Origin of the sequence: Serratia sp. szju (genome assembly GCF_044594185.1) — a bacterium.
In the GTDB taxonomy this organism is placed as follows: Bacteria; Pseudomonadota; Gammaproteobacteria; order Enterobacterales; family Enterobacteriaceae; genus Serratia; species Serratia bockelmannii.
In genome coordinates, this window is sequence record NZ_CP172576.1 from 2,423,007 (window position 1) to 2,446,235 (window position 23,229).

A 23,229-nucleotide genomic window follows, 5' to 3' on the forward strand; every position below is an offset into this window, starting at 1 on the left:
AACAGAATTTGCCTGGCGGCAATAGCGCGGTGGTCCCACCTGACCCCATGCCGAACTCAGAAGTGAAACGCCGTAGCGCCGATGGTAGTGTGGGGTCTCCCCATGCGAGAGTAGGACACTGCCAGGCATCAAATAAAGCCGAAAGCCCTGAACTGACGTTCAGGGCTTTTTGCTATGCGTAAAATGGAAAATCCCCGTTGTAATCCGCTTCAGCTTTCATCGTACTGTTTAATATTCATCACAAAACCAACGCATTGTTTCTCTGAATATCAGATATTCTTCGTCCGCTATTAAGTTTGGCTGTTAACTTATAAATAACAATAAAGTAACACCTGGCGGCAGGACGCCGAATTTCATCATTGCTATGGCTCGGAGAAAACATCATGACAGAAACAACCTCGGCTCTTGGGGATGAGCACGGCACCGAACAGGGAGCGCTGGATAACAAGAAACGCATTTTCGCTATCGTCGGGGCTTCGTCAGGCAATCTGGTGGAGTGGTTTGATTTTTACGTCTACTCCTTCTGCTCAATCTACTTTGCCGCCTCATTTTTTCCGGCGGGCAACAGTACGACACAGCTGCTGCAAACCGCCGGGGTATTCGCCGCCGGCTTCTTCATGCGACCTATCGGAGGTTGGTTATTCGGCTACATCGCTGACAAGCATGGCCGGAAAAACTCGATGCTGATTTCGGTCTGCATGATGTGCGCCGGATCGCTGGTGATCGCCTGCCTGCCGACTTATGAATCAATCGGCAGCTGGGCGCCGGCGCTGCTGCTGATTGCCCGCCTGTTCCAGGGGTTGTCGGTAGGGGGGGAGTATGGCACCAGCGCCACCTACATGAGCGAGGTGGCAATCAAGGGGCGGCGTGGCTTCTACGCCTCGTTCCAGTACGTGACGCTGATCGGCGGGCAACTGTTGGCGCTGCTGGTTTTGGTGATCTTGCAGCAAATATTGTCCGGCGAAGAGCTGAAAGCCTGGGGATGGCGTATTCCGTTTGCCTTGGGGGCGGTGTTGGCGGTGGTGGCGCTGTACCTGCGCCGCTCGCTGAATGAAACCTCCGATGCGAAGACGCGTAACCACAAAGATGCCGGTTCGCTGACGGGGCTGTGGAAGAACCGCAAGGCGTTCCTGATGGTGCTGGGCTTTACCGCCGCCGGTTCGCTAACCTTCTACACCTTCACCACCTACATGCAAAAATACCTGGTGAACACCGCTGGTATGGACGCCAAGCTGGCCAGCGCCATCATGACCGTGGCGCTGTTCGTCTTTATGCTGCTGCAGCCGGCGGTAGGCGCGTTTTCGGACAAAATCGGCCGTCGCAGCTCGATGCTGATCTTCTCAGCCTTCGCCACGGTGTTGACGGTGCCGATCCTGTTTGCCTTGAAAGAGGTGACCAACCCCTTTATGGCGTTCGGTCTGATCGTGTTGGCGCTGTTCGTTGTCAGCTTTTACACCGCGATCAGCGGGCTGCTTAAAGCCGAGATGTTCCCGCCGGAGGTACGCGCGTTAGGGGTAGGCTTGTCTTATGCGGTGGCGAATGCCCTGTTCGGTGGTTCGGCGGAATATGTCGCGTTGTCGCTTAAATCGTTTGGCGTGGAGAACGCTTTCTTCTGGTACGTTTCCGGCATGTGCCTGCTGGCGTTGCTGGTCTCGCTCCGGTTGCATCGCAAAGGCAAGGAGATACAGCTGTAATAAAAACCCCGGCCTTGGCCGGGGTCAGAGTCCATCTTACAGGATACGGCTAATCAGCCGATCGATGCGGATACGCCGCAGACGGCGAATCAGCTTACGCACCTTGATCGGGTACTGCTGAATGCTTTGCAGCTCCTGATAGTGGCCGACCACGGTGGTGTGAGTGCGGATGCATTCCAGCTCTTTTTGCCGCTGCTCGCGCATTTCCTGCTTGGGATCGTGGATCAGAATGGCGTTTTCCAGATCCAGCCGCCAGGCGCGCGGGTTGAGGTTATTGCCGGTAATCAGCTGCCACTCTTCGTCTACCCACATGCCTTTCAGGTGATAGCTGTTATCGCCATCCTTCCACAGACGCACGATCAGCTGTCCGGTGTCGATATAACGCTGCAAGCGGCTCAGAAAGCGGCGCAGGTTGATCTCGTACAGGTAGGGCAGCGCGCCGATGATTTTGAACGGCTGGTCCTCCGGAATATAGAAGTCGTTGGCGGTCTTGTCGCCGACGATGATCTCCACCTGTTTGCCCTGGCGCAGCAGATAAATGATGTTGCGCACCAGCAGCGCCGGCAGGTTGAAATAGGGAGTACACAGCGTCAGTTTCTGGTCGGCGCACGACATCAGGTGATGAATGGTTTTATTCAGCACGCTTTGCTTGCCAAGCCCAACCAGCGGCGTCACCGCCAGCTCATCGTTGCCGGCCTTGCCGCGGAAGTGGTAACCCGCGCGGCGCAGGGCGAAACGGAACAGACGGGTCTCGTTTTTGATCTCCGGGCTTTTCGGCCGATCGCTGCGATCGAGGCGTTGTACGGCGCCGGCGGTGAGCAGATGCTGCTTGATGTAATCGATCAGGGTATCGGCCAACACCTCATTGGTGATCAGCTGGTAGCGATCGTAACGGTATTTCTCATGCTGATGCAGATAAACGTCGTTGATGCTGGCGCCGCTGTAGATCACGGTATCGTCGACCACAAAGCCCTTCAGGTGCAGAACGCCCAACGCTTCGCGGGTATTGACCGGCACGCCGTAGATCGGCACCGACTGTTCCGGATGTTGGCTGGCCATGGCGCAGTACCAGTCGGCGTTGGTATTGGCGGCGGCGGCGCCGATTCGCCCGCGCTGTGCGCGGTGCCAGTCGACCAGTACGCAGATTTCCAGCTCGGGCCGACGCTGCTTGGCTTGATACAGCGCGTTGAGGATCTCGCGCCCGGCGTCGTCATGCTCCAGATACAGGGCCACCAGATAGATGCGTTGGGTGGCGTTGGCGATGGCGCTCAGCAGCGTGGTGCGAAAATCGGACGGCGCGTACAACGTACGAACATCAGCAACCGTCTGGGGGAGTTTGGGCAGTTGTGCAAGGTGTTGTTGATGTTTGCTACGTTTAAATTTTGACAACATCACAGTGCGTTTCTTCTCTCATGATTGATGGCCGGAACGCCACAGGCATAAAAACAATAAACCGAATAATCGGGCGATAATACCATTAGTTGCCCCGATTGTGCGTATGTTTTGGCGTTAAGTGGTGGATTCGTAGCGCATTGCGACGCAGGTCACTGCGCGTCGGCGGCCTGCAGCGGCAGCGTCAGATTGACGATGCCGTCCTCAAGCTGCACCTCGATGCCAAAGCCCAGTCGCTGCGCCAGCGCGATCATGCCGCGGTTATTCGGCATGGTGATGCCGCTCAGGCGGGTCAGGCCATGCGCGCGCGCGTAGGCGATCATTTTCTCCAGCAGCTGACGGCCTAGGCCCACGCCTTTGAGATCGGAACGCACCAGTACGGCGAACTCGGCGTCGGTGTTGTCCGGATCGGACAGCGCGCGGGTCACACCGATGATCTCGTCTGCGCGCACCGCCACAAAGGCCATTTCTCGATCGTAGTCGATCTGCGTCATGTTGGCCAAATCGTCATGGGTAAACTCGTTGATCTCGCTGAAGTAGCGATAATAGAGGTCTTCCTTGGTCACCCGGTCGATGAAATGTTTCAGCGCCGGCTCGTCTTCCGGCAGGATAGGGCGGAACAGGCACTGGCTGCCGTCTTTCAACGCGATGGTCTCTTCCAGCTCATGCGGATAAGGGCGGATCGCCAGCCGCGCCTGCGGATCGCCGCTGAACGGCGCGAGCTGCATCGAAACGTCCAGCAGAGTAAATTCGCTGCCGGAGGCCAACACCGGGTGAATATCCAGCCGGGCGATCTCCGGGCAGTCGAGGATCAGGTTGGAGACCTGCACCAGCAAGCGGCTTAGTCCAGGGATATCTAAAGGCCGCAGCGCGCTGCGTCCGCGGATCTTGCCGCCTTTCACCGCCTGCAGCACCAGATAACGCGCCAGCGCCATATTCAACGGCGGCAGCGCGACCGCCACCTGATTTTCCTGGCGCCACTCCACGCCGCCTTCACCCAGCATGATCAGCGGGCCGAAAATGGCATCCTGCTCCACCGCGATGCGCAGCTCCTGGGCGCCGGCGCGGTTGGCCATGCTCTGCACCAACAGGCCATGGATGCGCGCCTGGGGGTAGGTACGCTTCACACGGTCGAGGATCGCCTCCGCCGCGCGCTGCACTTCGGTCGCGGTGCGCAGGTAGAGCATCACGCCCTGAACTTCCGATTTGTGCGGGATATCCGGCGAACGCAGCTTCAGCGCTACCGGGTAGCCGATCTGCTCGGCGATGTGCACCGCTTCGGCGCTGTCTTCGGCGATCCAGGTCGGCAGGGTGCTCAGGTCATAAGCCTGCAGAATGGATTGCACCTCGTGGGTATCCAACTGGGTGGCGCCTTCGGCCAGCGCCTGATGGATCAGGCGGTGAGCGTCGGCGGTATTGGCGGTCAGGCCGACCGGCAGCGCCGGGGTCTCTTTCAGCTGCTTTTGGTTGCGGCGGTATTCCACCATATGCATAAAGGCGGTGACCGCGCCTTCCGGCGTGCGGTAGGTGGGAATGGCGGCCTCGGTAAACTGCCGGCGCGCCTCTTGAGAAGAGTATTCGCCGCACCAGTTGGTCAGCAAGGTGATGCGCTTGCCGCGCGTATGGCGATGCAGCGCGTCAATCAGCCGCTGCGCCGTGGCGGTGCCCGGCGCCGCCGCACTCGGCGCATGGATCAGAAGCAGCGCGTCATAGTCGTGGCTGTCGAGCAGCGCTTCGAGAGCCGCCAGGTAGCGCTGCGGCGTGGCGTCGTCGCGCAGATCGAGCGGGTTGCCGGCGCGAATGAAATCCGGCAGCGCATCGCTCAGCTTCGCCAGGCTTTCCTCGCTCAGCGTCGCCAGCTTGCCGTTGCGGCCGAGCAGTTCGTCCAGCGCCATCGCCGCCGGCGCCGCGCCGTTGCTGACGATCATCAACCGTTCCCCCCGCAGCGGATGCATATGGCTGAGGGTTTCCACCGCGGAGAACAGCTCGTGAGTATCCTGCACGCGCAGCAGGCCGGCGCGCTGGATGGCGGCGTCATAAGCGGCGTCCAGCCCCAGCTGGCTGTTGAGCAGTAATTGCGCCTGTTGGCTGCGGCCGCTTTTGATCACCAGAATGGGCTTGTTGCGTGAGGCGCTGCGCGAGGCGGAGAGAAAGCGTCGTGCGTCGCTGATGTTTTCCAGATACAGCAGGATGGCGCTGGTCTTGCTGTCGCGCGCCAAAAAGTCGAGCAGGTCGTCGACGTCGATGTCCAGGCTGTCGCCCAGCGCGATGAAGTAGGAGAAGCCGACTTCGCGCTGCTGCGCCCAGTCGAGAATGGTGTTGGCCACGGCGGCGGACTGCGAGATAAACGCCAGCTTGCCCTTTTGGATCGGCACCGGCGAGAAGCTGGCGTTGATGCCCTGCCACGGCGCCAGCAGCCCCAGGCTGTTGGGGCCCAACAGCCGCATGGCGTGGCGCTGCGCGCAGGCCTTCAGCTCGGCGAACTGTTCCGGTGGCGAAGAGAGCACGATGGCGGTTTTGCAGCCGCGTTGGCCCAGCGCGTCGATCAGCGCCAGATTACGCTTGGCGTGGGTGCAGATGATCGCCAGATCCGGCGTCAGCGGCAGGCTGGCGACGTCGGGATAGGCCATGACGCCGCATACCGCCTTGTAGCGCGGCGTCACCGGCAAGATGGGCCCGCCGAAACCGCCGGCCAGCAGGTTGCTCATCATCAGGTTGCCGGCACGGCCCGGCTGCTGCGAAGCGCCCAGCACGGCGATCGATTTGGGACGTAGTAGCGCTTCTAACCCTCGCTGGCTCATGCACGGCTCCTTTTGGCAACGTTACGCCTGATTTTAGGCGCTTTATGGCTACATTGCTGTGACCGGTGCCTCCGGCCGGGTCGGTTTTCCCGCCAGATACTGTTGACGGAAATAGCGGAAATGCTGATTCAATCCGTCGGCGGCCGGCAGATCGCCCGCCTGTTGCAACAGGGCGGCGGCCACTTCCGCCGTACAGTGCTGCTCGGCGCGGCTGGCTTCGCGCAGCTGATAGTCGGATGCGGCATCGACGTTGAGTGAAAACACCGGGAATTGATTGAGATACGGGCTTTTACGGAACATTTTGCGCGCTTCTGCCCAGGTGCCGTCCAGCATGATGAACAGCGGCGGTTTACCGCCGACGGGCAGCTCATTGAACACCGGCCGTTCGGCGTCGGCGTAGGACGCGGGGAACACCACATAAGGCTGCCGCGTCGGATCGTTGATGGCTGCCAGCAGGGCGGGATCGACCTCGGTACGCGACCAGAGGAACGCCTGGGTGTCCGGCAGGATATCGGCGATCAGGCGCCCGGTGTTGCTGGGCTTGAGCGGCTCGGCGCCGAACATGATCAGGCAGAAGCGGCTGCCGGCCTGCTGCGGGCGAATGGTGTCACACAGGCAGTTTTTATGCGGCAGCAGGCAACCCTGACAACGCGCCACCCGGCAACCGCGCGCCAAAAAAGGGCGGGTGGCGCGGTCTAAACGGAATTGGCGCAGGCGAAGTACGGCGTTGTCGGTCATAACGATCCTGGGGGAAAAACCGCTATTGTAACGCAGAAAAAAGCCCGCCGGGAGGGGCGGGCTCGATCGGGGCGCGTTCGCGCGCGATGGCGGGATACGGCCTATACTTGCGGAATCACACTAACTCGTTGAGCCAGTTGTCAAACGGTGCTTTTGGCATCGCGCCGTTGAGCATGTCGACCATCTTGCCCTGACGGAACACCATGATGGTCGGGATGCTGCGGATGCGGAAACGGGCGCTCAGCTCCGGTTCGGCTTCGGTGTTCACTTTCACGAAGCGCACTTTGCCGGCGCGCTCTTCGGCCACGTCTTCAAAGATCGGCGCAAAGCTGCGGCACGGGCCGCACCACGGCGCCCAGAAATCGACCACGACCGGCAGATCGTCCTGCAGCAACTGGTCCAGCGTGGCGGCGGTGGCGTTGATCACTTCACCGTCGAAGAGCTCGTGGCCGCAGCGGCCGCATTTCGCGTTGTCCGCCAGACGTTCTTCCGGCACACGGTTGGTGGCATTGCAAGCTGCACAAACTGTATTCATGTTGACCTCGGGTACTGAGAAAGCCGGGTCCCCGCAACGCGGTTGCGGAGATGTTTCTTTAATGCTGACAATTATCGGCAAAACCCGGCGCGTGAACAATGAGGTTTGTTCAATGGATGTGATAGTTGGGAGCTTTTAGCGCAAGTTGGTGGCTTCGTGCACCAACATCAGGTAATCTTCGCGCCCTGCGCGTTGGTGGAGAAGACAATGAACGATTCATTTAGTGGCAAGAACGGTAAAGTCAAAGTGATGTACGTCCGCAATGACGACGACAATGGCGATGACCGCAACAAGAATAAACGTCCGGCTGGCAAAGGCCGTCCGGCTGACGGTGCGCGCTCGGGCCGCACTGGTCAAGACAAGGCGCGTGGCGGCAACGATCGCCGCGGCGCCGACTCCCGCCGCAGTGAAAGCGATCGTCCTCGCCGTCCGGCGCGCACTGAAGATCGCGGTGGCAACGAGTCACCGTGGAGAACCGTCTCGCGGGCACCGAATGAAGAGCCGGCGTTCGATCACGGTGGCATCAGTGGCAAAAGCTTCATCGATCCGGAACAGCTGCGCCGCCAGCGCGCGGAAGAAACCCGCGTTTACGGTGAAAACGCCTGTCAGGCGCTGTTCGCCAGCCGCCCGGAAGCGATCGTGCGCGCCTGGTTCGTGCAGTCGGTCACGCCGCGCTTCCGTGAAGCGCTGCGCTGGATGGCGGCTAACCGCAAAGCCTACCACGTGGTGGATGAGGAAGAGCTGGCCAAGGCTTCCGGCACCGAGCACCACGGCGGCGTCTGCTTCCTGATCAAAAAGCGTCAGGGCCTGGATGCGCAGACCTACCTGAAAACCGCACCGGCGACCGACTGCGTGCTGGCGCTGGAAGAAGTGGGCAACCCGCACAACCTGGGCGCCATCGTCCGTTCGTGCGCCCACTTTGGCGTCAACGGCGTGCTGCTGCAGGATCCGGCGCTGCTGGAGTCCGGCGCGGCGGTGCGTACCGCAGAAGGCGGCGCGGAGCACATCAAGGCGATCAACGCCGATGATTTCCTGTCGGTGCTGGATACCTTCCGCAAGGCGGGTTACACCATCGTCACCACCTCCAGCCACAAAGGCACCGCGCTGGCGCAGGCCAAGCTGCCAGCCAAGATGGTGCTGGTGCTGGGCCAGGAGCGTGACGGCCTCAGCGACGGCGCCTGGCAACAGGGCGACATGAACGTGTCTATCGGCGGCACCGGCAAAGTGGAAAGCCTGAACGTTTCCGTGGCGACCGGCATTCTGCTGGCGGACTGGTGGCGTCAGAATCAGGCGTAATCTGTTCTACGTCGGATAAAAAAACGGGCGCCCCAGGGCGCCCGTTTCGTTTATTGAAGCTTAGTGAGCGCCGCCGCCCCCACCGCCGCCAGAGCTGAACGGCGGTTTCGCCACCCATACCAGCACCAGCAGTACCAGGAACACCCCGGCCGACAGCCAGAAGATCTCGTTGGCGGAGATGATCAGGCCCTGCGCGGTGATCTCGTTGGCGATATACGCCGACGCCTGCTGCTTGCTCATGCCGAGCTGCTCCAGTTGCCGGTACATCTCCTGCGACTGCGGGTTGTACGGGTTGACGAACTCCGTCAGCTGCGAATGGTGCTGCGATTCGCGCTGCGTCCACAGGGTGGTGGTGATCGAGGTACCGATCGAGCCCGCCAGGGTTCGCGTGAAGTTCGACAGGCTCGATGCCGCCGCCATACGCTCCGGCGGCAGGCCGGACAGCGTAATGGTGGTCAACGGCATGAAGAAGCAGGCGATGGCGAAGCCCTGGACGAACTGCGGCCAGGCGGAAGCGCCGAAGTCCATGCCCGGTTCAAACGTATAGGCGCGCCAGTAGAAGCACACGGCATACATGATGAAGCTGAAGGTCACCAGCCTGCGCATGTCGAGCCGGTTGCCGAACTTGCCGATGATCGGCGACAGCAGCACTGGGATCAGCCCGACCGGCGCCGACGCCAGCCCGGCCCAGGTGGCGGTATAGCCGTACACCTCTTGCAGCAGCTGCGGCAACAGCACGATGGCGCCGAAATACAGCATGTACGCCAGACTGATGCACAGGCAGCCGATGGTGAAGTTGCGCGACTTGAACAGCGACAGATCCACCACCGGATGGTCATCCGTCAGCTCCCAGACCACCAGGAACAACAGCGCTACGACCGCCACGACGGTCAGGGTGATGATCTCGGTCGAGTTGAACCAGTCCAGCTCCTTGCCCTGATCGAGCATCACCTGCAGCGAACCGATGCCGACGATCAGCAGCACCAGTCCAACCGTGTCGATCGGTTTGATCTCGGTTTTGGTTTCTCGCCCCTTCAGCGTCGCCATCGCCGCCATGATAACGAAGGCGCCGATCGGGATGTTGATGAAGAAGATCCAACCCCAATGGTAGTTGTCGCTGATGTAACCGCCGAGGATCGGCCCGAAGATCGGCGCGACGATAACGGTCATCGACCAGAGCGCCAGGGCCATCGCTCGCTTGGCGGGCGGGTAGTTGTTCAGCAACAGGCTCTGCGACAGCGGGATCAGCGGCCCGGCCACCACGCCCTGGATCACGCGGAAGAAGATCAGCATGCCGAGGCTGTTGGAGATGCCGCACAGCCAGGAAGCGAGGACGAACAGCGCGGTGGACCAGAGGAACAGCCGCACTTCGCCGATGCGCTTCGCCAGCCAGCCGGTGATCGGGATCGAGATGGCGTTCGCCACGCCGAACGAGGTGATCACCCAGGTCCCCTGCGAGTTGGAGGACCCGAGGTTACCGGCAATGGTGGGGATCGCCACGTTGGCGATGGTGGAGTCCAGCACCTGCATGAAGGTCGCCATGGCGAGCGCGACCGTCATCCAGGCGAGCTGGGCGCCTTCAAGCGGTTTCTGTGGCAAGATGGCCTCCCGCGCGCTTAGCCGGCGTTCGCATGGATCACGTCAGCGATCAGCTGGTTAACCGGCGCCAGATTCAACGCCAGCGCGTCGCTCTGGTACAGCGGTTTGTCGCGCACCACGTCAGAGAGCACGCGGCCGTCCAGATTGGCGGTGTCGACGGTCACCAGCGTCGAAAGACCGATGCGCAGCGGATGATCGGCCACCTGCTTGGCGTCGAGCTCAATACGCACCGGCAGACGTTGCACCACCTTGATCCAGTTGCCGGTGGCGTTCTGGGCCGGCAGCAGCGAGAAGGCGCTGCCGGTGCCCATGTCGATACCGACCACTTTGCCTTGATACACCACGTCATCGCCGTAGACATCGCTGACTACCGTTGCCGGCTGGCCGATGCGCATGTTGGCGATCTGGGTTTCCTTGAAGTTGGCGTCAACCCAGATGTGATCGGCCGGCACCACCGCCATCAGCGGCGAACCGGCGGCGATCTGCGCGCCGACCTGCACGCTGCGGCGCGAGACATAACCGGTAATGGGGCTGATCACTTTGGTACGCTGCAGCGCCAGCCAGGCGTCACGCATCTGCGCGGCGGCCTGTTGGATTGCCGGCTGCTGTTCCAGCGGGGTATTCAGTACCATCGCCTGGTTGGCGTTGTATTGCTGCACCGCCACTTCCAGCGCGGCCTTGGCGCTGTCGACCGCATCGCGAGCGTGTTGCAGCTCTTCGCGGCCGATGGCGTCAACGCTGCCCAGCACCACGCGGCGTTTCAGATCGTTCTCGGCCTTGCTCAGATCGGTCTTGCGCAGGGCGATGTTGGCCTGATACTGCTTGCTGTTGATGATCAGCTGGTGGGTCTGACGCACGCTGTTGGCCAGGCCGGTTTTGGCGCGTTCAAACGCCTGCTCGGCATCGGTCGGATCGAGCGTCAGCAGTACGTCACCCTGCTTGACGTAGTCGGTGTTGTCGAAATTGACGCTGTTCACGCTACCGGACACCTGGGCCATGATCTGCACCTGGTTGCCGGAGACGTAGGCGTCGTCGGTTTCCTGATGATGACGCAGCACCAGGAACCAATACACTAAGTAAGCCACCCCTATAACAATGAAAATAACCGTCAGCAACAGCAGCCAAAATTTACGCTGCTTCTTTTTGCCGCTCGGCTGCTGCGGGTTTTGGATTTCCGCGCTCGCGCTCATGGTGTTCTCCAAGCCTTATATTATTATGCTTTCGAATCCGCTGCGGCCGGGGCCTGATAGCCACCGCCCAGCGCACGGATCAGTCCTATCTTCGCCTGCAGTAAGTTGCTGCTGGCATTTAACTCCGCCTGTTGCTGCTGCAATAGCTGCGTCTGGCTGGTCAACAGATCGTCGCGCCCGATAATCCCTGCCTGGTAACGGGCGTTAGCGACCTGATACACCTGTTGCATCGACTGGGCCGCGGACGCCGCCTGCAGCTGCTGTTGCGCAGAACTCTGCTGGATGGTGATGGCGTCGGCGGTTTCCTGTACCGCATTCAGGATGGTTTGGTTATAGGATTCCACCGCTTCGTCATACAGCGCGGATTCCTCGCCCAGCTTGCTGCGCAGCGCCCCGGCGTGGAAGATCGGCAGCGAAATCGCCGGCATCACGTTCCAGGCCTGGCTGGCCGCTTCAAACAGATTCGGGCTGGTGCCACTGGTGTTGGTGGTCATCAGGCCGGCGAAGGCTGAAATGGTCAGGCTGGGGTAAAACTCCTTACGCGCGGCGCTGACGCGCTGGCTGTAAGACTCCACCAGCTGACGTTGCGCGGCGATGTCCGGGCGTTTGCCCAGCAGATCCGCCGTCAGCTCGCCCTGCGGTGCCATCAGGTTGTCTGCGGGCAACGGCACCTGACGCAGGTGCTGCATGGCGTTCGGCCCTTGGCCCGCCAGCGCGGCGAGCTGGTGTCTGAGCTGTTCGATTTGCGACTGCAACTGCAGGATCTGCTGTTTAGCGACGTCGGACTGCGCCTGGGTTTGTTGCGGCACGTCGACGCCGGTCAGCCCGGCCTGATAGCGCTGTTGGCGCAGCGCGGTCAGGCGTTCATTGTTGTTCACTTCCTGCTGCAGTAGCTTTTCGAGCGCCAGATTGCTTTGCAGCTGGTAGTAGGCGGACGCCACCGAACTGGTCAGCGTCAGCGCCGCCTGTTCCTGCTCGGCGCGTGCAGCGTTCACTTGCGCTTTGGCGGCGTTCACCTGGTTGCGGTATTTACCCCACCAGTCGAATTCGTACGCCAGGTTCAACCCCAGGGAGTTGGAGCTTGAATAGATCGGCTTATGCGGATACCCCAACCCCATATTGACGTTTTGCGGCACGCGTTGACGCTGGGTGCTGGCGTTCAGATCCAGGTTCGGCCCGTTGGCGGCGTTGGCTTCGCCCACCACGCTCTGCGCTTCGCGCACGCGGGCGGCGGCTTGACGCAGGGTCGGCGAGTTTTGCAGCGTCTGCGTCATCAGGGCATCCAACTGCGGATCCTTGAGGGCGCGCCACCACTGCGGGCTGACGGCCAGCGAACTGACTTTCGGCTGAGCCAACTGCAGGCTCTGCGGATCCATCAGCGTGGATTGCGGGGCAATATTATCGGTAGAAGCACACCCGGCCAGCAGCAATACGGCGAACAGCGGGGTGAATCTCCAGTTAAATGGGGATCGCATAATAGGTACCTGAACAGAAATTGTGAATTAGGATAACTGTTCTGTGATTTCCATTTGATCCAGACGTGCCAGCAATTTGCGCGTCAGCTGTTCCAGCTGTTTTTGCTCATCGTCGGTCAGCGTGGACCACAGGAAATGCAGACATTGGTGCTGCGGCGGCAGCAGTTGACTGAGAAATTCTTCCCCCTGCGGCGTCAGATGCAGATGCAGGCAGCGGCGATCGTTATCGCTTTCACGGCGCTCGATCCAACCGCGTTTCTCCAGCTCGTCGGCGATGCGGGTCGCATTGGTGCGCGAGGAGCCTAAGGCAGAGCTTAGCTCAGAAGGTTGGATGCTGTGGCTCTCCTGCGCATCCAGGGTAATCAGCGCCATAAACAGTGTTTCGTTAATCCCCTGCGCCTTCAGCATCTTGTTGCGATTTTCCAGCAACTTGCCTTGCATGTGCATGCACAGGCGGGTCAGCAGGATTTCCTGATACGGGAAATCTTTCTGCCGGGTGGCGCGGAAATTCAGCATTTGTTCTATGGGGGCAAACGAGCTTTCCATAATTTAGGGCCTCATTAATTTCGTTCGAGATAGTAACGACGGTGACTAATAATGTAAATGTTCAGCCGTGCGGATAATTTAGCAATTCGTGTCATTTGTCAGAGTTTGTAAAGATGTGGCGCATGAAAACGCCAAAGCGAAGCCAAACGTTCGGCGCGGCGTCAGCCTGGACCGAAAAGCATTAACAGCTTTAATGTGACGCCAAAGGCCGTCGCGCCGAGCAGCGTCGACATAATGATGCTTTTACTGCGGTAGAAGCACAGCGCCAGCGCGGCGAACCCCGCCAACGTCGGCAGCAGCTTGTCGGGTTCGCGCATCACCACCGGCGTGCTGGAGACCACCAGCAGGGCGCAGATCGAGGCGATGCCAATGCTGTCGAGTAGCAGGGCGGCTTTACCGCGTTTGAGGCCGGGCTGGGCGCGCGCCGGCGCCAGCCGCAGCGGCAGATAACGGAACAAGTAATTGGCGCAGCCCACCACCAGGCCGATCACCAGCACATCAGTGTTCATGGCTGGCCTCCGCAGGGGCAGGTTGGAACAGAGCGGCGACGCAACCGGCGCCGATGCCGGCCAAAATGGCAACCGGGATGGAGAACAGCACCACGCCGAGCAGCGCACCGGCCAATGAGGCAGCGATGGTCAGGCTCTGCGGGCGCCGGAAAGCGGCCAGCAGGAAACTGAGAAACAGCGCCGGCAGCATGAAGGCCAGCGAGGCCTCGATCACCGGGAACTGCTCCAGCGGGCCGTTGCCGAACAGCGCGCCGAGCGCGGTGCCGGCTACCCAAGAAAGCCAGGAACAGAGCGCGATGCCCAGCATCCAGTTTTCGCTCCAGCTGCGGTTATTGCGCATCAGCTTGGCGGTGGCGGCGGCGAAGACCTCATCGGTCAGACCAAAAGCCCACATTGCCGTTTTACCGGGCGACATGCGCGAGACGATACGGTGACGCAGCGCCGGGCCGTACAGCAGGTGGCGCACGTCCATCGCCATCACCGTCAACGCGGAGACCCACAGCGACATGCCGGCGCTCAGCAGGGCGGTGATCACGAACTGGCTGGCGCCGGCGTAGATGATGCAGGAGAAGAAAAGGCTTTCCAGCGGGGAAAAGCCCAGTTTGACGGCGCTGAGGCCGAAGGCGAACGCCACCGGGACATACCCGATGACGATCGGCAAACTGTCGACGACGCCGTTGGCGAAGGTGGCGCTGACGGCGGGCGGGTTGAGGCTGTCTGCAGCTTGGCTTTGCATGGTTGTGGATCGCAGGGTAGATAGGACTTCAATAGTTTATGCCCAGAACATTACCAGAGAGTAAGTAATGTTTATACCCTGCACCGCTAATAAATTTCTTTAGTGACTATTTGCACGATAATCAGATTGTCGCTGGCCCTTGCGGATCGTGGTGCTTGCCGAGCCACCAGGTCAGCAGGTTGAGCAGGCATAACACCCCGCCGGCGGCGGCCACGCCGTACCAGCCGGCATGCTGATAGGCCGAGGCGGAGAGCAGAGAACCGAGCGCGCCGCCGATAAAGTAGCTGGTCATGTAGCCGGCTGTCAGGCGGTTGCGCGCGTCCGGCATGATGCGGTACATCACGCTCTGGTTGGTGACGTGCACCGCCTGCACCGCCAGATCGAGGATCAGAATGCCGGCGATCAGCGCCCATAGCGACTGTTTGGCTAACGCGATAGGGATCCAGGACAGCAGTAACAACACCAGGCCGACGGTGGTGGTCAACCCGGCTTTACCTTTGTCCGCCAGATGCCCGGCGCGCGAAGCGGCCAGCGCCCCGGCGGCGCCCACCAGGCCGAACAGCCCGATCACCCCCTCGGAATAGTTGAACGGCGGCGCGGCGAGCAGAAAGGCCATTGAGGTCCAGAGCACGCTGAAGTTGGCGAACGACAGGGCGCCGAGGATGGCGCGGGTGCGCAGCAGCGGCGTGCGGCAGAACAGGCTGAAGATCGAGGCCAGCAGCTGTGGGTAGTTCAGCCCGGAGTGTTGCTTATAGCGCGGCAGCGCGCGCCACAGGATCAGCGCCATCAGGATCATCAGCACGCTGGCGACCCAGTAGATGGTGCGCCAGCCGCCGAACGACGCCAGCGCGCCCGCGACGGTTCGCGCCAGCAGGATGCCGAGCAGCAGGCCGCTCATGATGATGCCGACGGTCTTGCCGCGCTTTTCCGGGTGGGCCAGCGTGGCGGCCAGCGGCACCAGGATCTGCGCCACTACCGAGAACAGCCCGGTGAGCGCGGTGCCGAGGATCATCATCGGCAGCGTGGCGGAGGTGGCGGTGATCAGCATGCCCCCGGCGGCCAGCAGCGTCATGAACACGATCAGGCCGCGGCGTTCGAACATATCGCCGAGCGGCACCAGCAGCAGCAGGCCGGTGGCGTAACCGAGCTGCGCGGCGGTGACGATAAAGCCGGCCTGGTTGACCGACAGGTTGAAACTGGTGGCGATGGTTTCCAGCAGCGGTTGCGCGTAATAGTTGCTGGCGACCGCCAGGCCGGTGGCGATGGCAATCAGCACGGTCAGCGCCGGGCTGAGGCCCGGATGGGCGTTTTGTGGATTCATGATTTTTTCATCACGGGAAGAAGATAGCGCGCAGTATCCGGCAACGCGTCTGTGGAAACCAATGTATAATTTTCATTTGATTTATCTCATTTCAAGATAGATGCCATGAACCTGAAACAGATCCGCTATGCGCTGGCGGTGGCGGAAGAACAGAGTTTCACCCGGGCGGCGCAGCGCTGCCATACGGTGCAGTCGGCGCTCAGCCACCAGATCGCAAAACTGGAAGAAGAGCTGGGCTGTACGCTGTTTGAACGCACCTCGCGACGGGTGCGGTTGACCCCCGCCGGCCAGGCTTTCATTCCGTCGGCGCAGCGCCTATTGGCGGCGCAGCAGGCGCTGGTGGAAGAGGTGACCGCCGCCGGCGATGCGGTGTCCGGCACCCTGACCATCGGCACAATTTCAACCATAAACGCGATTGATCTGACCGAAAAGCTCGACAAGTTTCATCGCCACTATCCGGCGGTGAACATCCGCCTGTACGTTGGCATGAGCGAAGCCCTGCTGGAGGATGTGCGTCAGCAGAAGTGCGATATGGCGTTCGTCGGCATCTGGCCCGGCGATGTCGATTTACTACCGATGTCGCACCGGCAGTTGACCGATGAGCCATTGGTGGCGCTGGTGGCGCCGCAGCACCCGCTGGCTAATCGCGAGCGGGTGAACCTGCAGGCGTTGGCGGAAGTGCCGCTGGTGGATTTCTACAGCGGCACCGGCGCGCGACGCCAAACCGATCGCGCCTTCCAGGCGGCGGGTATCCGCCGGCACGTCAGTTTTGAAATCGATCATATCGAATGGCTGGAGAATCTGGTGCGGCGCGGATTGGCGGCGGGTATCGTACCTGTCTCGACCGCGCAACGCTTAAGCGCGCTGGTGTCGATTCCGATTGAAGACGGGCCGCGGCGCCAGGTGTATTGCATCTGGCCGCAGCCCTTGTCGAACGCCGCCGCACGTTTTTTACAGTTCAGCGGCATCGATATGGCGGGGTAGGGGCGCGGCAAAGGCGGCGCCCCTGAACGGTTACGACTTCGCCGCTTCGGCGGCGGTTTTCACCCAGCCGTCGAAGGTCGCCTGGTGCGCCTTGATCCAGCCGTTAACGTGGTTCTGGATATCGGCCTCCGAAGCCTGGCCTTCATGCATGCGCAGGTTTTGCGCATTGATGTCGGCGATCGGCAGCTTCATGATGGCGAACAGCTTGGCGGCCGCCGGATTGGCTTCGGCCCATTGCTTGTTGGCGGCGATGCGCATGGTGTTGACCGGGAAGCCGTAGTTGGCGCCGTTAGGCAGCTTGGTGTCGACGTTCTTCTGCTCGCCCGGCAGCGAGGAGAACGGCACCTGCAGCCAGACCACGTCGCGGCCCGGCACCATCACATCACTGACCCAGTACGGTGTCCAGGTGTAATACAGCACCGGTTTGCCCTCTTTGTAGCGGGTGATGGTGTCGGCGATCATCGCCGCGTAGTTGCCCTGGTTATGCTCGACGGTGTTGCTCAGACCGTAGGCCTTGATGTGGTGGTTGATCACCGCTTCGCAGCCCCAGCCCGGGGTGCAGCCGGTCAGATCGGCCTTGCCGTCGCCGTTGGTGTCGAACAGCTTGGCGATCTTGGGATCCTTGAGCTGTTCGACGTTGGTGATGTGATACTGCTCGGCGGTTTTCTTGTCGATCAGGTAACCCTGCGCGGCGCCGTTGACGTAGACGCCTTCGCGGTAGAACTTGGCGTCGCCGCCGGCGGCCTTGTACTGATCGGCGTGCAGCGGGTCCCAGTTGACCGCGATAAAGGTCGCATCGCCGGAGGCAATGGAGGTGTAGGCGACGTTGTAATCCACTTCACGCGGTTCCTTCACGTCGTAACCCAATTTCTCCAGCGCCTTGCTGACCAGCAGCGTCTGGAACGTCTCTTCGGAAATGGTGCTTTGCACCGGCTGTACCGCGATCCCCTTGCCGGGTAAGTCTGCCGCGATGGCGCTCTGTGAGCCAATCAGCGTCGTCAGGGCGAGAGCCCAGATGCCCGTGGTGCGCATAGTGTTTCCCCTCTTTCGATGTGGTGGTGTCATAGCCCGCCGGGGCCGCAGCCGCCGGCGGGAAAAGCGTCAGGCCTGTTTGATGAACGGGCGAGTCAGTAGCCCGATGGGGCCGCGGCGATACCAGCGGCCGATGCCCTTGCTGCGGCGATCGCGCCCCAGCGATTGGGTGAGGCGATCGAGAATGATCGCCAGGATCACGATGCCGACCCCGCCGACGGCGGCCAGGCCCATGTCCAGCCGGCCGATGCCGCGCAGCACCATCTGCCCCAGACCGCCGACCGCGATCATCGAGGCAATGACGACCATCGACAGCGCCAACATCAGCGTCTGGTTCACGCCGGCCATGATGGTCGGCATCGCCAGCGGCAGCTGCACCTTGAACAGCAGCTGCCGCGGGCTGGCGCCGAAGGATTCGGCGGCCTCGATCAGATCTTCCGGCACCTGCTTGATGCCCAAAATGGTCAGGCGCACGATCGGCGGCAGCGCGAAGATAATGGTGACCACCACGCCCGGCACGTTGCCGATGCCGAACAGCATGACGATCGGCACCAGGTAGACGAAGGCCGGGGTGGTTTGCATCGCGTCGAGCAGCGGCCTTATCACCTTGGCGGCGTGCTTGCTGCGCGCCAGCCAGATGCCGAGCGGCAGGCCGATAAGAATGCAGAAGAACAGCGCGGTCAGCACCAGCGCCAGCGTAACCATCGCCTGCGACCAGGCGCCGATGGCGCCGATGGCGACCAGGGAGAGCAGCGTGGCGGCGCCCATGCCGAGGCCCGAGACCTGCCAGGCGAGCAGCGAGAACACCAGAATGGCGATCGGCGCCGGCATGCCCAGCAGCAATTGCTGGAAGCCACTCAAGATCATATCCACCGGCACGCGAATGCCCTGGAACAGTGGGCGGAAGTGCAGCACCAGCCAGTCGATGCCTTGCGTGACCCAGGAGTCGAACGGCACCCAGGCCTTATGGAACGGGTCGAGCAGGCTGAAGTGTTCAGGCTGCGCCGGGGCGCTGCTGAGCCAATCTGTGCCTTGTCCGGCGGCGTCATGAGCGGCCGGCGGCGGCGCGCTGGACCAGGCGTCGCCGGCGTTGGCGCCGGCATCGTGAGCGGGTGCGGCGCCGGCATCTGCCGGTGCGGTAGCCCAGGGATCTTGGGTTTGCGTGGTATCACTCATTGGTTGAGCCCTCCTTGTCCAACGCCTGCAGCAGCATGGCCTTGGAGATGATGCCGAGATAGTTATGTTCTTCGCTCACCACCGGCACCGCGCAGGGCGCCTGGGCGACCAGGGAAATAAGATCGCTGAGCGGCGTATCGGCCGGCACGGCGGCAGGGGCCTCGAGCAGGGCATCGTCCAGCGTTTGATTGGCGGACAGCGCCTTTTTCAGCGACTCTATCGACACCACGCCAATAAATTTCTTCCCGCGTTCAACAACATAACCATAATCACGGTCCTCATCGCGCAGCAGCTGCAGCGCCGATCGGGGGCCAAAGCCGGGGGTTTTGCGGATCAGCGTCACCGGGCGCCGTTGGGCGATATCCTTGGCGCTGAACACGTGACTGATGTCCACGCCGCGGAAGAAGGTGCGCACATAGTCGTTGGCCGGGTTGTTCAGGATCTCGTCCGGTGTGCCGACCTGGATCACCTGACCGCCCTGCATGATGGCGATGCGATCGCCGATGCGCATCGCCTCGTCCAGATCGTGGGAAATAAACACGATGGTGCGCTGATGCTGGGCCTGTAATTTCACCAGCTCATCCTGCATTTCGGTGCGAATTAACGGATCGAGCGCCGAGAAGGCCTCGTCCATCAATAATATATCCGGGTTATTGGCCATGGCGCGGGCTAATCCTACGCGCTGGCGCATACCGCCGGATAATTCATCTGGATAAGACAGCGCATAATTCTCCAGCCCGACCTGACGCAGGGCATCCAGCGCTTTTTCCTGACGTTCCTGCAACGGTATGCCGGCTAATTCCATACCAAAGGCGGTATTATTCAGGACATTCATGTGCGGCATCAGCGCGAATGATTGAAATACCATGCTGATCTTATTTCGCCGCACGGTGCGCAGCGCGGTGTCGGATATTTTGGCGATGTCCTCACCGTCGATCAGCACCTGGCCGCGGGTGGGTTCTATCAGACGATTGAGAAGGCGTACCAGGGTGGACTTGCCGGAACCGGAGAGCCCCATGATGACAAATATCTCGCCTTCTTCAATGGCCAGAGTGGCGTCTTTTACGCCGAGCGATAAGCCGGTTTTTTCAAACAGCCGATCTTTTGTCAGACCTTTATCCAGCAGTTTGAATGCGCGTTCCGGGTGTTCGCCAAATATCTTATACAGGTTCTTTACTTCGAGTTTAATTGCCATGCAATTTGCTGTTTCCTCTGGTTTAATTAACGCGTTATGGGCTGTCCTTAGCAAAATAAAAGAGCTTTTTACCCTAACACAGTGAATATCTGAGACAACCCTCAATGTCATTTAAATGGGATATTAGTGGTTTACATCAAGGTTTTAATTAGCTATGGTAATTTGGCCCGTGACTCAAAATTGACGGCCGTTATTCGCCATAATGGTTTGGTTTTTGAGGAAATAACGCGGTGTGGGGCGATGAGCTATTTCGGTTTTACGCCTGCCGTTCGGATAATAAAAAACCCGACCAGAGGCCGGGTAAAAGTCATCAGTATTTCATCAGTTTTAACGACAGGTGCCGATATCGAGGGGGATATCGTCGAGCGCTATGTTATCGCCGTAATATGACAGCCAGATGGCAGCCTCAGGCCTTGCGGTACAGCCGCCGCGGATGGCCGATATTGCCGTACAACATCTCTACCCGCACGAACTGGGTGGCGACGCAATATTCCAGATAACGGCGGGCGGTGGTCTTGCTGATGCCGACCTGCTCAACCACGTCTTCCACCGCATGCGCTACCGTCGGCTGGGCGATAAACAGCGCCTGCACCAGATCAAGGGTATTGGTTTCGATGCCTTTGGCGCTCGGCTCGCTGGAGAACTGCTTCGACTGCAGGTTGTACAGCGCATCGACGTTATCCTGATCGATGATCTTGAAGGTACGCTGGGTCTGTACGAACTGCATGAAACGTTCGAGCGAATTGCGCAGCCGCTTGTAGGACACCGGCTTGATGATGTAGTCGAAGGCGCCGTTGCGGATCGCTTGGCTGCAGGTATGCATGTCGCTGGCGGCGGTGATGAAGATTACCGAACAGGCGGGGTTCTTCACCGCCGGCTCTTCCATCAGCTCGATGCCCTGGCCGTCCGGCAGAAAGTTATCCAGCAGGATCAGGCGCGGCTGATGCGCGTTGGCTTTGGCTCGCGCTTCGGCCAGCGTGGCGGCGTAAGCCACCACCCGCAGGTTGAAATTTTTCTCGATGAACTCCGCGTGCAGCGTCGCCAGTTGCGGCTCGTCTTCCACGATCAGAACGTCCAGTGCTTGGTGTGACATAATCGGGTGCTCAAAAAATCGGGTTATGGGTTTTATTTAGGGATAAATATAGAGAATATCGCGCCGTGCGGCTCGTTGTCTGACACTTCTATGCTGCCATGCGCCTGCGCGACGTGGCTGGCGACCAGATGCAGGCCGATGCCGTGGTCGCTTTTATCCGCTTTGGTGGTGACGCCCTGTTCAAACAGCGTATCACGAATCTCCTCGGCGATGCCGGTACCGCGATCCGCCACCTCGATCACCAGCTCGTCGCTACCGTCGCTGATATAGAGTTCGATCGCATCGTGCGGCGCCGGGCGGTGCAGCGTCGCCTCCACCGCATTATCCAGCAGGTTGCCGACGATCGACATCAGTTCGGTCTCATTCAGCGCCGCCGGGATCTGCCGCAGCTGGCAGGCCGGATCGAAGCGCAGCTCGATGCCTTTTTCTCTGGCGCTGGAATATTTGCCCAGCAGCAGGCCGCACAGCGCCGCCGAACTGAAGCGCTGCGAGATGAAATCGAGGATCTCCTGCGCGCCCTCCGACTGGGCTTCCACATAGCGAATAGCCTCGTCGTAGCGCTGCATATGCAACAGCCCGGCCAGCGTGGCGGTCCAGTTCAGCTGCTCGTGGCGCATGATGCGCAGGTTGTCGGCATAGCGTTTCACCTGGCTGAGCTGGCTGCTCAGGGTATTGATGTCGTTCTTGTCGCGGAAGCTGATCACCCAGCCTTGCAGCTCCTGCTCCTGCATGATGCGCACCCGGCTGGCGATCACCCGCACGTGGTTGAAGCGGCACACTTCGTCGTGCGTATCCTGGCCCAGTTGCGCGGCGGCGAAGAAGTCCGGCTGCGCCTGGATCACGTCGCCGATTGGTCGGCCCAGCAAGCTGGCGGCGGGCTGGTGTAGATCCAATAGCTCGCGCGCCGCATGGTTGATGGTGATGATCCGCAATTGCGGATCGATGGCGATCACGCCCTCATAAATGGCTTCCAGCAGCGCTTTTTGCTGGCGCACCAGCAGCGCGATCTCTTTCGGTTCCAGCCAGAACATCTGGCGCTTGAGATTTTTCGACAGCAGCCAGGAAAAAACGAACAGGGCAATCAGCAGCAGCACGATAGAGCCGATAATTTGCGTCAACGTCCTGGCATTTAAATTATCGATATGCGATTTCAAATAACCGACGGAAACGATGCCGATCACCTGATTATTTTCATCCAGGATCGGCGCCTTGCTGCGTAATGATACGCCGATGCCGCCCTTGCGAATGGAAATAATGCTTTTCCCTTCCAGCACCTCTTTATTATCGCCGCCGATCATCGGTGTGCCCAGGCGGCCTTCGTATTCGGAATGATAAAGATGGCGGGCATGATTATCGCCGATGACGATATAGCTGGCGTCGCTGCTGGCGCGGATTTTTTTCATCAACGTAGCGATCCTGGCGGCGTCGTTGTTTTCCACCGCGTCCACCAGCGAAGGGATAAGGGCGATTTCCCGTGCCTGCACCTGGGCGCGGGCGCCGAGATCGCGGTGCAGTTGCGCATCCAACTGGTAATAGGTATAGGCGCCGATACAGGTCAGCAGCAGGCAGGAGAAGGCCACCAGGCACAGAAACAGTTTGATTTGAAATGAGAGTTTGAGGCGCATGGTGGAGCTTCACCGTAAAGAGATCCTGAAGCCTTACCCTATCACGATAAGCGGGGTCTGTAATATTGCGCTCGATCAACTTGTGATCCCTCACACGGGATTAGAGTGAACCGGACGAGAATTGTTCGCCTGCGATAAAATTAATAAGCTTTAAAATAAAAACGGTATTAACACCATTAAAACCGCGTTGGTTTTTACATAATCTTAATTAACCCCATAGAAACCATAACCACCATTAAAAACCCTTTTTAACTTTGAACATAATCACAGCAGATAATCCGTGCGCTTCTCT

Annotated in this window: 20 protein-coding genes and 1 rRNA gene; 5 read left to right on the forward strand and 16 right to left on the reverse strand. The window is 60.3% G+C overall.

The window, feature by feature from the left end; genetic code table 11:
- The first annotated feature begins 11 nt into the window (after nt 1-11).
- Nucleotides 12-127, forward strand: a 5S ribosomal RNA gene (rrf, locus tag RE418_RS11325).
- Between the two features lie 256 nt (nt 128-383).
- A complete protein-coding gene (locus RE418_RS11330; RefSeq protein WP_025304008.1) occupies nt 384-1,694 on the forward strand; it encodes an MFS family transporter in 1,311 nt (436 codons plus the stop codon).
- Nucleotides 1,695-1,730: 36 nt separating this feature from the next.
- Here the strand turns inward: RE418_RS11330 and pssA are convergent, their stop codons facing one another.
- From pssA to trxC, 4 genes are all read right to left on the reverse strand, one after another.
- A complete protein-coding gene (gene pssA, locus RE418_RS11335; RefSeq protein WP_025304007.1) occupies nt 1,731-3,086 on the reverse strand; it encodes a CDP-diacylglycerol--serine O-phosphatidyltransferase in 1,356 nt (451 codons plus the stop codon).
- Nucleotides 3,087-3,238: 152 nt separating this feature from the next.
- Complete coding sequence (locus tag RE418_RS11340; RefSeq protein ID WP_025304006.1) at nt 3,239-5,887, reverse strand: bifunctional acetate--CoA ligase family protein/GNAT family N-acetyltransferase; 2,649 nt, start codon at nt 5,885-5,887, stop codon at nt 3,239-3,241.
- A gap of 48 nt (nt 5,888-5,935) precedes the next feature.
- The gene (locus tag RE418_RS11345) at nt 5,936-6,625 is read right to left on the reverse strand and encodes a tRNA-uridine aminocarboxypropyltransferase (RefSeq protein ID WP_038629863.1); all 690 of its coding nucleotides are present in this window, start codon (nt 6,623-6,625) and stop codon (nt 5,936-5,938) included.
- A gap of 115 nt (nt 6,626-6,740) precedes the next feature.
- Entirely contained in the window at nt 6,741-7,160 is a 420-nt protein-coding gene (gene trxC, locus RE418_RS11350) for a thioredoxin TrxC (RefSeq protein ID WP_004928868.1), read from the reverse strand.
- Nucleotides 7,161-7,367: 207 nt separating this feature from the next.
- Between trxC and RE418_RS11355 the strand changes: the two genes are divergently transcribed.
- Nucleotides 7,368-8,456, forward strand: a complete 1,089-nt coding sequence (locus RE418_RS11355; protein ID WP_025304005.1) for a tRNA/rRNA methyltransferase — start codon at nt 7,368-7,370, stop codon at nt 8,454-8,456.
- A 60-nt stretch (nt 8,457-8,516) separates the two neighbouring features.
- On the opposite strand, the gene emrB is transcribed toward RE418_RS11355, so the two are convergent.
- The 7 genes from emrB to RE418_RS11390 form a co-directional block, all read right to left on the reverse strand.
- Nucleotides 8,517-10,055: a multidrug efflux MFS transporter permease subunit EmrB gene (emrB, locus tag RE418_RS11360; RefSeq protein WP_043143795.1), complete on the reverse strand. Its 1,539-nt coding sequence runs from the start codon at nt 10,053-10,055 to the stop codon at nt 8,517-8,519.
- Between the two features lie 17 nt (nt 10,056-10,072).
- Entirely contained in the window at nt 10,073-11,245 is a 1,173-nt protein-coding gene (gene emrA, locus RE418_RS11365) for a multidrug efflux MFS transporter periplasmic adaptor subunit EmrA (protein WP_043143796.1), read from the reverse strand.
- Nucleotides 11,246-11,268: 23 nt separating this feature from the next.
- On the reverse strand, nt 11,269-12,720 hold the full coding sequence (locus tag RE418_RS11370; protein WP_025304002.1) for an efflux transporter outer membrane subunit: 1,452 nt from the start codon (nt 12,718-12,720) through the stop codon (nt 11,269-11,271).
- 27 nt (nt 12,721-12,747) lie between these two features.
- Nucleotides 12,748-13,266, reverse strand: coding sequence for a transcriptional repressor MprA (gene mprA / locus RE418_RS11375; protein ID WP_025160249.1), 519 nt, complete (start codon nt 13,264-13,266; stop codon nt 12,748-12,750).
- A 161-nt stretch (nt 13,267-13,427) separates the two neighbouring features.
- Nucleotides 13,428-13,775 (reverse strand): L-valine transporter subunit YgaH, encoded by a 348-nt coding sequence (ygaH, locus tag RE418_RS11380; RefSeq protein WP_043143797.1) that lies wholly within the window; start codon nt 13,773-13,775, stop codon nt 13,428-13,430.
- The gene (locus RE418_RS11385; protein ID WP_025304000.1) at nt 13,765-14,511 is read right to left on the reverse strand and encodes an AzlC family ABC transporter permease; all 747 of its coding nucleotides are present in this window, start codon (nt 14,509-14,511) and stop codon (nt 13,765-13,767) included. Before RE418_RS11385 ends, ygaH begins: the two co-directional genes overlap by 11 nt.
- Nucleotides 14,512-14,632: 121 nt before the next feature.
- Complete coding sequence (locus RE418_RS11390) at nt 14,633-15,832, reverse strand: MFS transporter (protein WP_025303999.1); 1,200 nt, start codon at nt 15,830-15,832, stop codon at nt 14,633-14,635.
- A gap of 105 nt (nt 15,833-15,937) precedes the next feature.
- On the opposite strand from RE418_RS11390, the gene RE418_RS11395 reads away from it, so the two are divergent.
- Entirely contained in the window at nt 15,938-16,816 is an 879-nt protein-coding gene (locus RE418_RS11395) for a LysR family transcriptional regulator (protein ID WP_016929849.1), read from the forward strand.
- A 30-nt stretch (nt 16,817-16,846) separates the two neighbouring features.
- Here the strand turns inward: RE418_RS11395 and proX are convergent, their stop codons facing one another.
- The 3 genes from proX to proV all read right to left on the reverse strand — a co-directional run bounded on the left by proX (nt 16,847) and on the right by proV (nt 20,219).
- The gene (gene proX / locus RE418_RS11400; protein WP_025303998.1) at nt 16,847-17,848 is read right to left on the reverse strand and encodes a glycine betaine/L-proline ABC transporter substrate-binding protein ProX; all 1,002 of its coding nucleotides are present in this window, start codon (nt 17,846-17,848) and stop codon (nt 16,847-16,849) included.
- Between the two features lie 69 nt (nt 17,849-17,917).
- Complete coding sequence (gene proW / locus RE418_RS11405; RefSeq protein ID WP_089181230.1) at nt 17,918-19,024, reverse strand: glycine betaine/L-proline ABC transporter permease ProW; 1,107 nt, start codon at nt 19,022-19,024, stop codon at nt 17,918-17,920.
- Nucleotides 19,017-20,219 carry a glycine betaine/L-proline ABC transporter ATP-binding protein ProV gene (gene proV / locus RE418_RS11410; protein WP_342117333.1) on the reverse strand — a complete coding sequence of 401 codons (1,203 nt, stop codon included), beginning with the start codon at nt 20,217-20,219 and terminating at the stop codon, nt 19,017-19,019. Before proV ends, proW begins: the two co-directional genes overlap by 8 nt.
- A 126-nt stretch (nt 20,220-20,345) precedes the next feature.
- On the opposite strand from proV, the gene RE418_RS11415 reads away from it, so the two are divergent.
- The gene (locus tag RE418_RS11415) at nt 20,346-20,609 is read left to right on the forward strand and encodes a hypothetical protein (RefSeq protein WP_127146528.1); all 264 of its coding nucleotides are present in this window, start codon (nt 20,346-20,348) and stop codon (nt 20,607-20,609) included.
- A gap of 16 nt (nt 20,610-20,625) precedes the next feature.
- Here the strand turns inward: RE418_RS11415 and RE418_RS11420 are convergent, their stop codons facing one another.
- Nucleotides 20,626-21,312 carry a response regulator gene (locus RE418_RS11420; RefSeq protein ID WP_043143800.1) on the reverse strand — a complete coding sequence of 229 codons (687 nt, stop codon included), beginning with the start codon at nt 21,310-21,312 and terminating at the stop codon, nt 20,626-20,628.
- 32 nt (nt 21,313-21,344) lie between these two features.
- On the reverse strand, nt 21,345-22,937 hold the full coding sequence (locus tag RE418_RS11425; RefSeq protein WP_043143801.1) for a sensor histidine kinase: 1,593 nt from the start codon (nt 22,935-22,937) through the stop codon (nt 21,345-21,347).
- Nucleotides 22,938-23,229 lie beyond the last annotated feature (292 nt).

Bases quoted from the DNA above. Each gene is read 5' to 3' on its own strand.
- RE418_RS11330 (WP_025304008.1), top strand. From the start codon at position 384: ATGACAGAAACAACCTCGGCTCTTGGGGATGAGCACGGCACCGAACAG.
- emrA (WP_043143796.1), bottom strand. From the start codon at position 11,245: ATGAGCGCGAGCGCGGAAATCCAAAACCCGCAGCAGCCGAGCGGCAAA.
- proX (WP_025303998.1), bottom strand. From the start codon at position 17,848: ATGCGCACCACGGGCATCTGGGCTCTCGCCCTGACGACGCTGATTGGC.
- RE418_RS11425 (WP_043143801.1), bottom strand. From the start codon at position 22,937: ATGCGCCTCAAACTCTCATTTCAAATCAAACTGTTTCTGTGCCTGGTG.
- RE418_RS11420 (WP_043143800.1), bottom strand. From the start codon at position 21,312: ATGTCACACCAAGCACTGGACGTTCTGATCGTGGAAGACGAGCCGCAA.
- RE418_RS11390 (WP_025303999.1), bottom strand. From the start codon at position 15,832: ATGAATCCACAAAACGCCCATCCGGGCCTCAGCCCGGCGCTGACCGTG.
- proV (WP_342117333.1), bottom strand. From the start codon at position 20,219: ATGGCAATTAAACTCGAAGTAAAGAACCTGTATAAGATATTTGGCGAA.
- mprA (WP_025160249.1), bottom strand. From the start codon at position 13,266: ATGGAAAGCTCGTTTGCCCCCATAGAACAAATGCTGAATTTCCGCGCC.
- RE418_RS11395 (WP_016929849.1), top strand. From the start codon at position 15,938: ATGAACCTGAAACAGATCCGCTATGCGCTGGCGGTGGCGGAAGAACAG.
- RE418_RS11345 (WP_038629863.1), bottom strand. From the start codon at position 6,625: ATGACCGACAACGCCGTACTTCGCCTGCGCCAATTCCGTTTAGACCGC.
- ygaH (WP_043143797.1), bottom strand. From the start codon at position 13,775: ATGAACACTGATGTGCTGGTGATCGGCCTGGTGGTGGGCTGCGCCAAT.
- RE418_RS11355 (WP_025304005.1), top strand. From the start codon at position 7,368: ATGAACGATTCATTTAGTGGCAAGAACGGTAAAGTCAAAGTGATGTAC.
- RE418_RS11370 (WP_025304002.1), bottom strand. From the start codon at position 12,720: ATGCGATCCCCATTTAACTGGAGATTCACCCCGCTGTTCGCCGTATTG.
- proW (WP_089181230.1), bottom strand. From the start codon at position 19,024: ATGAGTGATACCACGCAAACCCAAGATCCCTGGGCTACCGCACCGGCA.
- pssA (WP_025304007.1), bottom strand. From the start codon at position 3,086: ATGTTGTCAAAATTTAAACGTAGCAAACATCAACAACACCTTGCACAA.
- trxC (WP_004928868.1), bottom strand. From the start codon at position 7,160: ATGAATACAGTTTGTGCAGCTTGCAATGCCACCAACCGTGTGCCGGAA.
- RE418_RS11340 (WP_025304006.1), bottom strand. From the start codon at position 5,887: ATGAGCCAGCGAGGGTTAGAAGCGCTACTACGTCCCAAATCGATCGCC.
- RE418_RS11385 (WP_025304000.1), bottom strand. From the start codon at position 14,511: ATGCAAAGCCAAGCTGCAGACAGCCTCAACCCGCCCGCCGTCAGCGCC.